The following is a 13967-nucleotide window of genomic DNA, read 5'->3' as shown; positions in this document are numbered from 1 at the left end:
TACTATATAAAGCTTGATTATCAGAAATAATTATAGCCATTAAATTTATTTATATTTAACAACGAAAAAATGATCATGAAAAAAATTAGTATATCAATATTGGCTTTAGCTTTATTAGCAAGTTGTAAGACTAAAACCGTTTCCGAATCTACAAAAGAATCAAAACCTTTAAGTGTAAAAAAAGATAAAGATCAGGACGGAATTCCCAATAAATTAGATCAATGTCCAGAAGTCGCCGGGCCTATAGAAAACAACGGTTGTCCTTGGCCGGATACAGATGGAGACGGAATAATTGACAAAGAGGATGCTTGTCCGACGGTTGCTGGACCTGCAGAAAATAACGGTTGCCCTTGGCCGGACACCGATGGCGATGGAATTCTGGATAAAGATGATGCCTGCCCAACAGTTCCCGGAATGCCTGAGTATAACGGCTGTCCGAAGCCTAAATCTCAGACAGCTTTGGAAGTTGAATATTCAATAGAAAGTGTTGCGATGGTAGGTTCACAGAAAAAGCAAAAGCGTAATATTCCTTCAAAACCTATAAAACAGGCTAAAACAGCAACTGATAATAAAGTTTACAATAAAAAAATTATGACAACAGCCCCAAAAAAAGGGGTAAAACAAATCACCAATACTGACAAAGAATATAATTCATTAGTTGAAAATCCTTTTGAATCAACTAAAAATCAACCTGTTTCTACATTTTCTATTGATGTAGATAATGCTTCTTATTCCAATATCCGAAGAATGATCAATTACGGAAGTATTGTGGATAAAGATGCGGTGAGAATAGAGGAAATGATTAATTATTTTAAATATAATTATCCTCAACCTGAAAATAAGCAACCTTTTGGAATTAATACCGAATACAGTGATTCTCCATGGAATCCTAATCATAAACTTTTGAAAATTGGACTTCAGGGAAAAAATATTGCGATGGAAAATCTTCCGAATTCCAATATTATTTTTCTGATAGATGTTTCTGGTTCCATGAATGAGAGTAATAAACTTCCTTTGTTAAAGTCTTCGCTTAAAATATTGTTGGATCAACTCAAACCACAGGATAAAGTCGGAATTGTTGTATATGCAGGAAATGCTGGGACAGTGTTGGAACCCACTTCAGCTGCTGAAAAACAAACGATTATTAAAGCTTTGGATAAACTTCAGGCAGGAGGAAGCACAGCCGGAGGAGAGGGTATTGAACTGGCTTACAAATTAGCTCAGGAAAATTTTATTAAAGGGGGAAATAATCGTGTAGTTTTGGCTACAGACGGTGATTTTAATGTTGGAATTTCTTCTGAAAAAGGTCTTGAAACTTTAATTGAAGAAAAAAGAAAAACCGGAATTTTCCTTACCTGTCTTGGCTACGGAATGGGAAATTACAAAGATAACAGATTGGAAACCTTGGCAGATAAAGGAAACGGCAACTATGCTTATATTGATAATTTACAGGAAGCGAATAAATTCTTGGGAAGAGAATTTGCCGGAAGTATGTACACCATTGCTAAAGATGTGAAAATTCAGATTGAGTTTAATCCAAAATTTGTAAAATCATATCGATTAATTGGTTATGAAAACAGAAAATTAAGAAACGAAGATTTTACTAACGATAAAATTGATGCAGGAGAATTGGGTAGCGGACACACGGTAACTGCTTTGTATGAAGTGATTCCTACAGGTATTAGTTCTGCATATGCTCCTAAAGAAAGTAAGTTAAAATATTCTTCAACTTCAACTACAGAAAATTTCGGCAATGAGTTGGCGACTGTGAAGTTCCGTTATAAAAAACCTGATGGAGATAAAAGTACAGAAATAACAAAAGTAGTTAAGAATTCTAATGAGTCTATTTCACAATCAAGTCCGGATTTCAAGTTTGCAACTTCTGTTGCTTGGTTCGGATTGGTTTTAAGAGATTCTAAGTTAATTAAAGAAAAAGATCTCAATACAATTGAAGATTTAGCCAAAGAAGGAAAAAATAAAGATGAAGAAGGCTATAGATCTGAATTTATAAGATTAGTTGAAAGCTATAAAGCAATCAAAAAATAAAGCTAAAACAGGCATTCATACCGGATGTCTGTTTTATTTTAAAATAAACTTTCAAAAATTATTGAAAGTTCAAAAATTATCATTATATTTGTAATAGAAATTAAAAGATCAAACAAAATGCAACTTTCAGAAGCTAAAGAAAAATACATTCAGACTTGGGGTACCTTTGCTACCAATTGGGGAATCAATCGTACGATGGCGCAGGTGCATGCATTACTTTTGGCAAGTGATAAAGCATTATCTACCGATGAGGTGATGGAGCAACTTGAGATTTCAAGAGGAAATGCAAATATGAATCTTCGGGCCTTGATGGATTGGGGAATTGTAAGGAAAGAATTCGTAAAAGGAGAGAGGAAAGAATATTTTGTAGCAGAAAAAGATGTTTGGTATTTATTCAAACAAATTACAAAAGAGCGCAGGAAAAGAGAGATTGAACCGGTAATTGCATTTTTAGAAGAACTTAAAAATATAGAAGATAAAGATTCCGAAGGAGCGAAAGAATTTATTAAACTAATGGATGATTTCAGTTCTGTAACAGGAAAAATAAATAATATTATGGATCTGGCGATTAAAAGTGATGATCACTGGCTGGTCGGAAAGATTACCAACTTATTAAAGTAAAAAGGGCTTCAAATCCTTTTTTATTTCAGATAAACTTTCAAAAATTACTGAAACTATAATATTTATAAAATATTCAATATGATTTCATATATAATGCTTTTAAACTTATTACTTTTCTTAAAAGGGCGTAAACATTCCATGAACAAAGAAAAACAACTTCAACATGAAAACATTGATCTTTAAAATTTGGATGTATTTCACTTTCAAATATCAAAATAAGCGGACACGAGGAGATTTCTTAAACCTTTAAAACTCATTGCTATGAAAACTATTTTAACATATGATTCAAAAATTCAACAAGGAGTTATCTTATTATTTCTATTGACAATTTTGATCGCTATAGTATCAGAGAACGAATTTCTTGCTTTTGCAATAATCATTGAATTTTTTCTTATTGCAATGGTACAGTATTCTTTGAATACGATTAAATTTTTCAATAAAAAATATGTAAGAACAGATTCTAGAAAGGTTTATATGTTTCTTTCAACGTATGTCGTTATAGGCTTTTTTATATGGATATTGGCTTGTGTTTTTTATGTAAAAAGTTTGAAAGATATTTTTGAATTATTGGTTTTCACCTGGCTTATTCTTTCTCCTATTCTTATTTTACAATCCTTATGTATTAGTTTTTTTGATGCTAAAAATAATAAGGAAGTCATCAATGAAAACACAGACCTTTAAAATCTATTGCTATGAAAACTTTTATCAAATCAGATTATAATATTCAGTCTTTATTACTGGCCTTATTTTTTATTTTTCTAATTCTTGATTTTTTGGTTTTTAAAATCTCCTATTTCGGCTATTATCTATTTTTTAATTGCTTTAAATCATATCATTAGCTCAAATAAAAGATTTTTTTCAAAGCAATACTTCAAAACATTTTGGTTTAAAGTCTATTATTTTATCAGTATGTTTTTTATGTTAAGCCTTTTATCGCTGATTCTTCTTTCAGGTTTATATATCACAAACGATTATTATAGAGGCTTCGGATATGCTGTTTTATGTTTTGGGATGTTTGGAACACCGGTTCTTGCCATCGCATATTATATAATTTGCCATTACGACTATAAAAATTTAAAATAAATACCAATGAAAACACTACAAAACCATACGCTGATCTATGACAATGAATGTCCGATGTGTAACATTTATTCAAAAGGTTTTACAAAATGCGGAATGCTCGATGAAAATGGAAGAGAAGCCTTTACAGAATTGTCTTTGAAGAATAAAGAATTAATAGATTTCAAACGGGCAAAAAACGAAATTGCTTTGGTAGATCACAACAGAAATAAAGTCGTTTACGGGCTGGACAGTTTGTTATTGATCATCGGAAATTCTTTTCCGCTATTGGAGAAAATTGCCAGAATACAACCTTTGTATTGGTTTTTCAAAAAGCTGTATTCTTTTGTTTCTTACAACCGAAAACAGATTATTCCATCAAAGAAAGATGATACAGAACAAGCTTGTATCCCTGATTTTAATTTGAAATACAGAATCACATACATTACGTTCGTTGTATTTTTCTCAGCTTATATTTTGAGTTTGTTTACAGGAAAGTTAGGATTAAATGGAGACCAACATTTTTTGAGAGAGTTGATCGTTTGTTTAGGTCAAATTGTTTGGCAAACCTTATTTTTAAAGATTTATTTAAAAGAAATGATCTGGAATTATGTAGGAAATATGATGACTGTTTCTTTGATCGGAACTTTACTTTTAATTCCTGCTTTATTAATTAGCCTAAGTCCAGCTTTCAATATCATTTATTTCGGAATTGTGGTTTTAATCATGTTTCTGGAACATATCAGAAGATGTAAAATATTAAAATTAAATTTTCTTCCAACTATTTCATGGACACTTTTCAGAATGACAGCTTTGGCAGTGATTATTTGGTTAAGTTTTTAAAGAAAATTAGGAAGAGTTGGAAAGTGATAAGCGAATAAGAAATACAATTTTATCAACCCTAAAAAATAAAAATGTCAACCATCTATTTACAAACAATCATTAATGCTGATATTCAAATGGTATTCGATTTAGCAAGAGATATTGATTTACATCAAAAATCAACCTCCAAAACTAATGAAAAAGCAATCCAAGGACGTACAAACGGATTAATTGAATTGAATGAAACAGTGACTTGGAGAGCGAAACATTTGGGAATCTATCAAACATTAACGACAAAGATTGTCAGCATGGAAATGCCTTATCAGTTTACAGATGTTATGTTGAAAGGTGCATTTAAATCAATGAAACATCAACACATTTTCAAACAGGAAGGTAAAAACACAATCATGACAGATATTTTTGAATTTGAATCTCCTTTGGGAATCATCGGAAAATTGTTCAATCAATTTTTTCTTAAAAATTATCTTACCAATTTCTTATTAGAGCGAAATAAATTAATCAAGACGACTGCAGAAATTGGTATTGTCAACCAACAACAAAAATAAATACAATGAACTTTCTAAAAGCCGAATGGCGAAAATTAGCCATCATCAATTACGAGATCAACCCCGAAATCTTATTAGAATATCTTCCCGAAGGTACCGAACTGGATTTTTATAAAGGAAAATGTTATGTGAGTTTGGTGGGTTTCATGTTTTTAAATACTAAATTATTGGGACTTCCAATCCCTTTTCATCGAAATTTTGAAGAAGTTAATTTAAGATTTTATGTAAAGAAAAAAGAAGGAAATGAATGGAAAAGAGGAGTGGTTTTTATTAAAGAAATTGTTCCAAAAACGGCATTGAGCTTTGTTGCCAACACCATTTATAAAGAGAATTATAAGACAATGCCTATGAAGAATCTAATGCAGGAATATGATAATGAACTGTTGATCAGATATTCCTGGAAAGATAAAACTTGGCATTCTATAGAAATTACGGCAGAAAAAAAGCCATTACCAATGGAAACTCATTCAGAATTTGAATTTATTACGGAACATTATTTTGGCTTTACGAAAAGAGAAAATAAAACCTCAGAATATGAAGTCTGTCATCCAAAATGGAATTACTATTTAGTGAAAAGCTATCAATTAGAAATTGATTTCAATAAAATTTATGGAGAAGATTTTGGATTTTTAAATAACCAAAAACCAATCTCTGTCATGCTTGCGGAAGGTTCTGAGATTGAAGTGAAAACTAAAAAATATCTAGTTTAAAATATTTTCCAAAAACACTTAGTATTAGCGCTGTCATGCTGAGCGTAGTCGAAGCATTTTAACATAAAAGATAAAAATATTAAACAAAAATTATGACCGGTTTATTTGGAGATCTAAAATATATAATCTTTTTACTTACTATTTCCGCCATTATTTTTCCCATTCTTTCTTTACTTGTAATTAATATAATTCTTGATGAAAATAAAAAGAAATTGATAACCCGTATTTTTTATAATTTATCTTTTATAGCTTTATTTTTGATATTTCAGCAAAACCTTATGCGATGTCTACCAAGATATTTTGTTTCAATTTTAGTTATTGAAAGTTTAATAACAATAATATTATTAATTTTTGCAATAATTAAACTTATCAAACTTTGGTGCAATTAAAAAAAGCCACAAAGTGGCGATTTAAATCAGGATAGGATAAAATCCTATCAAAAAAATTAGGACAACGAATCAATTAAAAAAACAGAAATGAAAATAATCATCGCCGCCGGAACCGGATTTCTAGGAAAAAATCTGGAACAGTATTTTACAGAAAAAGGGAATGAAGTTTATATTTTAACACGAAATCCAAGAAGAAAAAATGAAATCTATTGGGACGCAAAAAATTTGGGCGAATGGAAAAATATTCTTGAAGACTCAGATGTTTTGATCAATCTTACAGGAAAATCTGTTGACTGCAGATATACAGAAAAGAATAAAAAAGAAATATATTCTTCAAGAATCGACAGTACAAAAATCCTTCAACAAGCGATGGATCAATGTATCAATCAACCTAAAGTTTGGCTGAATGCTAGTTCGGCAACAATTTACACTCATTCAGAAACACAATTAAATACAGAAGAGAATGGAATCATTGGTGATGATTTTTCTATGAATATCTGTAAGAGCTGGGAAAAAGAATTTTTTACGGTTAAAAAAGAAAATGTACGAAAAGTAGCGTTACGAACTTCAATTGTTTTAGGGAATAATGGCGGCGCTTTTCCGAAATTAAAACTGATCACAAAATTAGGTCTTGGCGGAAAACAGGGAAGGGGAAATCAAAATGTAAGCTGGATTCATATTGATGATTTTTGTAAAGCTGTAGAATATATTATTAGCCATGAGAATATTTCAGGACCAATCAATATAACGGCTCCAAATCCTTTATCCAACGAGCAGTTCATGAGTAAATTGAGAAAAGAAATGAAAGTTCCTTTTGGATTAGATGCTCCAATTTGGCAATTAGAACTTGCATCTCTATTTTTAAAAACTGAAACCGAGTTATTATTAAAAAGCCGAAATGTTTATCCTGAAAAATTAATCAAAAACGGGTTTCAATTTTCTTATCCAACTGTTGAATCTACGTTTGAAGATTTGAATTAAATACAAACTATTATTAGAAATAAAATAATATGACAAATTGGGTACATAAAATATAGAAATACAATCGTTTGCACATTTATGAAATGATGATTAAATTAGCAAAAACTAAACTTTTATGCTCAGTAAAAAAGCAAAAACCATATTTCTCTCGTCATTTTTTCTCTCATCAACTTTTTTTTCACAGGCTCATAATGTTTCAGATGGATACCAAAAACCAACAGATCCGCTCGTTATTCAAAATCTTGAAAATTGGCAGGATTTAAAATTTGGACTTTTTATGCATTGGGGAACGTACAGCCAATGGGGGATTGTAGAAAGTTGGAGCTTATGTCCCGAAGATGAATCATGGACGCAGCGTAAGCCCGAGCATGGTAAATCATACAATGAATATGTGAAAAACTATGAAAAGCTTCAAACCACTTTCAATCCAACACAATTCAATCCGCAAAAATGGGCAAATGCTACCAAAAAAGCAGGAATGAAATATGTGGTTTTCACAACAAAACATCACGATGGCTTTGCTATGTTTGATACGCAACAATCTGATTATAAAATTACGTCTTCACGAACACCTTTTTCCAACAACCCGAAAGCAGATGTTACTAAAGAAATTTTCAATACATTTCGAAAAGATGGTTTCAAAATAGGAGCTTATTTCTCGAAACCCGATTGGCATTCTGATGATTATTGGTGGTCTTATTTTCCGCCGAAAGACAGAAATGTAAATTATGATCCGAAAAAATATCCTGAGAGATGGGAAAATTTCAAAAAATTTACATTCAATCAGTTAAATGAAATCACTTCAAATTATGGTAAAATTGATATTCTTTGGTTAGATGGAGGGTGGGTTCGTCCGTTCAACACCATTGATCCAAAAGTTGAATGGCAAAGAACGATTAAGGTTGAACAAGATATTGATATGAATAAGGTGGGGATGATGGCTCGCAAAAACCAACCCGGAATTATTATTGTAGATCGTACGGTTTCCGGAAGATGGGAGAATTATGTAACGCCAGAACAGGCAATTCCTGAACACATTCTTCCAATTCCTTGGGAAAGCTGTATTACGATGGGGGATTCTTTTTCGTATGTTCCGAATGACAATTACAAATCATCTCAAAAAATCATTGAAACTTTAGTTAAAATCATTGCGAGAGGAGGAAATTACCTGATGAATATCGCTCCTGGCCCCAACGGAGATTACGACGCTATTGTTTACGAAAGATTAAAGGAAATCTCAGCTTGGATGGATAACAATCAATCGGCTGTTTTTGCAACACGAGCGGCGGCGCCTTATCATGACGGAAACTTTTATTATACACAAAGCAAAGACGGAAAAACGGTGAATGTTTTTCATATTGATGAAAAAATAAAATATCAATCTCCATCAACTTTAATTTTCTCTATTCCTGAAAATTTTAACCCCAAATCGGTAAAAGTTTTAGGCTTATCAAATAAAATTCAATGGAAAAAATCAGGAAATAGAATTGAAATACAATTGCCTGAAGAAAGAACAAAACTAAAATATTCAACCGTAATTCAATTGATACAATAATGAAATATCGTTTTAAAGTGATCGGAATTGCTTTGTTGAGTTCTGTTTTTATTTCTGCTCAAAAACCTTTATATAAAGATGCTAAGCAGCCTTTAGAGGCAAGAGTTCAGGATTTGTTAAAAAGGATGACGCCCGAAGAAAAGTTCTGGCAATGTTTCATGATTCCCGGAGATTTAGACAATGTTCCGAAAGGTCAGTATTCGCACGGAATTTTCGGATTACAAGTAAGCGCAGGAAATCAAGGTGGTGGAGTTGCCGGACAATTATTGACATATAATGCGAATGAAGATGCGGAAAGATTAGCTAAAAAAATCAATGCCATTCAAAAATATTTTGTGGAAGAATCACGATTGGGAATTCCGATCATTCCTTTTGATGAGGCTTTACACGGATTAATGAGAGAAGGGGCAACTGCTTTTCCACAGGCAATTGGTTTGGCAGCAACTTTTAATCCTGAATTAATGAAAGAAGTTTCGACAGCAATTGCAAAGGAATCAAAATTAAGAGGAATTCGCCAGATATTAACACCGGTTGTAAACTTGGCAAGTGACGTAAGATGGGGAAGGACAGAGGAAACATATGGTGAAGATCCGTTTTTGACTTCTGTGATGGGGGTTAATTTTGTACGTTCATTTGAAGATGAGGGAATTATTACAACGCCAAAACATTTTTTAGCGAATGTTGGAGAGGGGGGAAGAGATTCCTATCCGATCCATTGGAGTAAGAGATATTTGGAAGAAACACATTTGATTCCTTTTAATAAAACCTTTACACAAGGAAAAAGTAGATCAGTGATGACTTCTTATAATTTGTTGGACGGAAGACCTTCCACAGCCAATCATTGGTTGTTAACTGAAAAATTGAAGAATGAATGGAACTTCAAAGGTTTTGTTATCAGTGATGCAAGTGCGGTTGGCGGGGCCAATGTTCTGCACTTTACAGCAAAAGATTATGATGATGCCTCTGCACAGGCTATTAACGCAGGGCTTGATGTGATTTTTCAGACCGAATATCAACATTATAAACTGTTTATTCCACCGTTTTTGGATGGAAGAATTTCTAAGGAAAGAATTGATGATGCGGTAACAAGAGTTTTAAGAGCAAAATTTGAACTCGGATTGTTTGAAAATCCTTACATATCCAATAAAGAGATTTCAGCATTAAAGAAGTTAAATCATAAACCATTAGCAGAAAAAGCAGCTGTTGAATCTTTTGTTTTGCTTCAAAATAAAAATCAGACTCTTCCTGTTTCTGAAAATGTAAAAAAGATTTTAGTAGTTGGCAGAGATGCTGTGGATGCAAGATTGGGTGGGTATTCCGGACCGGGAAACAGCAAAGTGAATATACTGGATGGAATTAAAAATTTCGTTAAGAATAAAAATATTGAAGTTAATTATTCAAAAGGAATTGATTGGGATCTGAAGGATTTTGTTACAGTTCCGACAGAGTTTTTGTCTTTCAATAATCAAAAAGGTTTGAAGGGAAATTATTTTTCTAATTCTGATTTAAAAGGAAGTTCTGATTTTGAAAGACAGGATGAACAATTAAATTTCAAATGGACATTATATTCTCCAAATCCTGAAAAGCTACATTCGGATAATTATAGCATTCGCTGGACAGGTAAATTAGAAGCTCCAAATTCAGGAAAATCTCAACTTGGATTGCGGGGAAATGACGGGTTCAGGTTGTATCTAAATGGAAAATTGTTGATTGACAATTGGGAAAAGTTAAGTTATTCAACCCAAACGGTTGAGGTTGATTTTGTGAAAGGTCAAAAGTATGATATCATGGTAGAATTCCATGAAAATAGAGGCGAAGCAAATATTGAATTAATCTGGAATTATGGGTTGAATGATGCTCAAAAAGATTTTAATGGAGCTTTACAATTAGCTAGAAATGCAGATTACATAATCATTGTAGCAGGAATTCATGAAGGTGAATTTCAGGACCGTTCTTCTTTGAGTCTTCCCGGAAATCAGGAAGGATTTATTCAGGAAGTTTCAAAATTAAATAAACCAACAACGGTTGTTTTGGTTGGTGGTTCTGCAATAAAAACCACAGATTGGAAAAATAAAGTCGGAGCAATTTTAGATGTTTGGTATCCCGGAGAAGAAGGCGGAAATGCTGTGGCAAAAGTGCTTTTCGGGGCAGAAAATCCATCCGGAAAATTGCCGATTACGTTTCCGATTGAGGAAGGGCAGTTGCCTTTAACATACAATCATCATCCGACAGGAAGAGGAAATGATTATTATGATTTAAGCGGTGAACCATTGTATCCTTTTGGTTTTGGATTAAGTTATACAACTTTTGAAATTTCTGATTTACAATTAAATAAAACAAAATACTCTGAAAATGATATTATTGTAGCAAAAATCAACGTAAAAAATACAGGTTCAAAAGCAGGAAGCGAGGTAGTACAATTATATGTAAAAGATTTATTGGCTTCTGTTTCAAGACCAATTATTGAGTTGAAAGGATTGAAAAAAGTAGAATTAAAGCCGGGAGAAACAAAGCAAATTACAATTGAAGTTCCTGTGAAAGAATTGCAGTTTTTAGATTCAACAATGAATTGGATTGTAGAGAAAGGAACCTATAGAATTTTTGTAGGAAACTCCTCGAAGAATTTACCTTTGAAACAGAATGTTGAGGTTGAATAGTTTTTTATCGCAAGTTCAGACAAAAATTGTATTCTGTATTATGTTTTAAAGACTAACAAGGGCATTTCATTTAAGAAAGTAATACAATTTTGATTTAATGTAGATTGATTTTTTTAACTTTAGTATGTATTTAAAAATATAAATGTTATGAACAAATTTTTTATTTTAACCGTATTATTTTTAGGTTTGTCAGGAACTGTTTCAGCTCAGAAAACTCAAGATCAAATCAATAAAGAATATGCTGAGCAGTACAGAAAAATCAATGAAAACTCAAAAATTTCAGGTCCCGAGAAGGCTCGATTGAAAAAACAATTGGCTTTAAAACAGGACCAGGATAATAAAGTATTTGATACAGCATACAAAAAGAAATATGGAACTTCTAAAGAGGGACGAAAAAAACAGGTTGAGGATAAAATAGATCAATTAGAAAAGCAATATGATAAGGAAAAAGAGCTTATCGATAACAATAAAAGCCTAACAAAAACTCAGAAAAAAGAAAGAAAAGAGGCTTTAAAGAAAAAATATGAAAGCCAGAAAGAAGTATTGAAAAGAGGGAAGGATAAAATTTAATGGTACGATATATGTAATAATTACTTCGAATGCGAATGAATTCAATTGAAAATGATTAAAATATTAAATTCATTCATAAAAATAAATATCATGAAAAAGTTTTTTATATCAGCCATTTTATTAGTAGGATTAGCAATGAATGTTTCAGCACAGAAGCATCCTACGCCACCACCTCATCCTTCGAAAAGTGAACTTGTAAACATTAAATCTAAAGAGCTGGACAAAAGATATAATCAGGAAAAGAAATTGATTTTAAATCATCCATTGGCTACAAAGAAGATGAAAAGAGATCAGCTTAAGGCGTTGAATGAAAAATATCAAAGCCAGAAAAGATTACTTAAAAAGATGTAATACTATAATTTTCTTGAAAATATTAAAATTGAAATAGTTTAATTCTATACACTCAGTTTTATTAAATTTCAAGTTAAAATGAAATTTTATTAAAGAGAACCTATTATGTGTTCTCTTTTTTTGATAGAATACAGGAGAAATATGCTTTGTTATGCATTGCGTCGCAAATTTTAAGAAAGGTGCAACATCCAATATTTTTCCTTAAATTCGCATTAAAATTTTTAAGCTAATGAACTACGATATTATTGTCATCGGAAGTGGTCCTGGTGGATATGTTACAGCTATTAGAGCAGCACAATTGGGTTTCAAAACTGCAATTATCGAGAAAGAAAATTTAGGAGGAATTTGCCTTAACTGGGGATGTATTCCAACGAAAGCTTTGTTGAAATCTGCTCAGGTTTTTCATTACATCAACCACGCGGAAGATTATGGTTTGAATAAAGTGGAACCAAGTTTTGAGTTCCCTAATGTTATTCAAAGAAGCCGTGGCGTTGCGAGTAAAATGAGCAAAGGTATTGAGTTCTTAATGAAAAAGAACAAGATCGATGTTATTTTAGGAACTGCTAAAGTTTTAAAAGATAAAAAAGTTTCTGTTACAGATAAAGACGGTAAAGTAACTGAATATGCTGGAAGCAATATCATTATTGCGACTGGAGCACGTTCAAGAGAATTGCCAAACTTACCTCAAGACGGTAAAAAAGTAATTGGATACAGACAGGCATTATCTCTTCCTGAGCAGCCAAAATCTATGATTGTTGTAGGTTCTGGAGCAATTGGGGTTGAGTTTGCTGACTTCTATAATACAATGGGAACAAAAGTTACTGTTGTTGAATTTATGCCAAACATTGTTCCTGTAGAAGATGAAGACATTTCTAAACACTTAGAGAAATCTTTGAAAAAGACAGGTATCGAAATTATGACAAATGCTTCTGTAGAGAGTGTTGATACAAGTGGAGAAGGAGTGAAAGCAACTGTGAAAACAGCTACTGGAACGATTACTTTAGAAGCTGATATCTTATTGTCTGCTGTTGGTATTGCTGCAAACATCGAGAACATTGGTCTTGAAGAAGTGGGTATTCAAACAGATAAAGGAAGAGTATTGGTAAACGAATGGTACGAAACTTCTGTACCGGGTTACTATGCAATCGGAGATATTATCCCGACTCAGGCTCTTGCTCACGTTGCTTCTGCTGAAGGAATTACTTGTGTTGAAAAGATCAAAGGAATGCATGTTGAGAAAATCGACTACGGCAATATCCCTGGATGTACATACTGTCACCCTGAAGTTGCTTCTGTAGGTCTTACAGAAAAGCAGGCTAAAGAAAAAGGATACGAAATTAAAGTAGGTAAATTCCCTCTTTCTGCAAGTGGAAAAGCTACTGCAAACGGAAATACAGATGGTTTCATCAAAGTTATTTTCGATGCTAAATATGGAGAATGGTTAGGTTGCCACATGATTGGTGAAGGTGTAACTGATATGGTTGCTGAAGCTGTTGTTGCTAGAAAACTAGAAACTACAGGTCACGAGATCATCAAGTCTATCCACCCACACCCAACAGTTTCTGAGGCTATCATGGAAGCTGCTGCTGCTGCTTATGGTGAGGTGATTCATATTTAATTTATACCGTAAATAGGATCAA

At 32.4% G+C, this 13967-nt stretch carries 12 protein-coding genes; all 12 read left to right on the top strand.

Translation table 11 applies throughout. From position 1 onward, the window contains the following. Positions 1 to 75 precede the first annotated feature (75 nt). The 12 genes from BUB80_RS05870 (at position 76) to lpdA (ending at position 13945) form a co-directional block, all read left to right on the top strand. Complete coding sequence (locus BUB80_RS05870) at positions 76 to 2046, top strand: YfbK domain-containing protein (RefSeq protein ID WP_073291981.1); 1971 nt, start codon at positions 76 to 78, stop codon at positions 2044 to 2046. Positions 2047 to 2163: 117 nt separating this feature from the next. Then, positions 2164 to 2667: a GbsR/MarR family transcriptional regulator gene (locus BUB80_RS05865; protein ID WP_054510046.1), complete on the top strand. Its 504-nt coding sequence runs from the start codon at positions 2164 to 2166 to the stop codon at positions 2665 to 2667. A gap of 261 nt (positions 2668 to 2928) precedes the next feature. Next, positions 2929 to 3348 carry a hypothetical protein gene (locus tag BUB80_RS05860; RefSeq protein WP_073291808.1) on the top strand — a complete coding sequence of 140 codons (420 nt, stop codon included), beginning with the start codon at positions 2929 to 2931 and terminating at the stop codon, positions 3346 to 3348. Between the two features lie 408 nt (positions 3349 to 3756). Beyond that, on the top strand, positions 3757 to 4569 hold the full coding sequence (locus BUB80_RS05850; protein WP_073291805.1) for a DCC1-like thiol-disulfide oxidoreductase family protein: 813 nt from the start codon (positions 3757 to 3759) through the stop codon (positions 4567 to 4569). Positions 4570 to 4640: 71 nt separating this feature from the next. After that, positions 4641 to 5114: an SRPBCC family protein gene (locus BUB80_RS05845; RefSeq protein ID WP_073291803.1), complete on the top strand. Its 474-nt coding sequence runs from the start codon at positions 4641 to 4643 to the stop codon at positions 5112 to 5114. A 5-nt stretch (positions 5115 to 5119) separates the two neighbouring features. Further along, on the top strand, positions 5120 to 5824 hold the full coding sequence (locus tag BUB80_RS05840; RefSeq protein ID WP_073291800.1) for a YqjF family protein: 705 nt from the start codon (positions 5120 to 5122) through the stop codon (positions 5822 to 5824). A 476-nt stretch (positions 5825 to 6300) separates the two neighbouring features. Continuing rightward, complete coding sequence (locus BUB80_RS05830) at positions 6301 to 7194, top strand: TIGR01777 family oxidoreductase (protein ID WP_073291797.1); 894 nt, start codon at positions 6301 to 6303, stop codon at positions 7192 to 7194. A gap of 115 nt (positions 7195 to 7309) precedes the next feature. Beyond that, entirely contained in the window at positions 7310 to 8749 is a 1440-nt protein-coding gene (locus tag BUB80_RS05825; protein WP_073291796.1) for an alpha-L-fucosidase, read from the top strand. Next, a complete protein-coding gene (locus tag BUB80_RS05820; protein ID WP_073291794.1) occupies positions 8749 to 11406 on the top strand; it encodes a glycoside hydrolase family 3 N-terminal domain-containing protein in 2658 nt (885 codons plus the stop codon). Before BUB80_RS05825 ends, BUB80_RS05820 begins: the two co-directional genes overlap by 1 nt. A gap of 147 nt (positions 11407 to 11553) precedes the next feature. After that, a complete protein-coding gene (locus BUB80_RS05815; RefSeq protein ID WP_073291792.1) occupies positions 11554 to 11976 on the top strand; it encodes a hypothetical protein in 423 nt (140 codons plus the stop codon). Between the two features lie 90 nt (positions 11977 to 12066). Beyond that, positions 12067 to 12327 carry a hypothetical protein gene (locus tag BUB80_RS05810; protein ID WP_073291979.1) on the top strand — a complete coding sequence of 87 codons (261 nt, stop codon included), beginning with the start codon at positions 12067 to 12069 and terminating at the stop codon, positions 12325 to 12327. Between the two features lie 229 nt (positions 12328 to 12556). Continuing rightward, positions 12557 to 13945, top strand: coding sequence for a dihydrolipoyl dehydrogenase (lpdA, locus tag BUB80_RS05805; RefSeq protein WP_054509801.1), 1389 nt, complete (start codon positions 12557 to 12559; stop codon positions 13943 to 13945). Positions 13946 to 13967 lie beyond the last annotated feature (22 nt).

The organism is Chryseobacterium polytrichastri (assembly GCF_900142445.1).
GTDB lineage: Bacteria > Bacteroidota > Bacteroidia > Flavobacteriales > Weeksellaceae > Chryseobacterium > Chryseobacterium polytrichastri.
The sequence above is the reverse complement of the archived record's forward strand: the minus strand, read 5'-3'. Positions and strand labels throughout refer to the sequence as shown.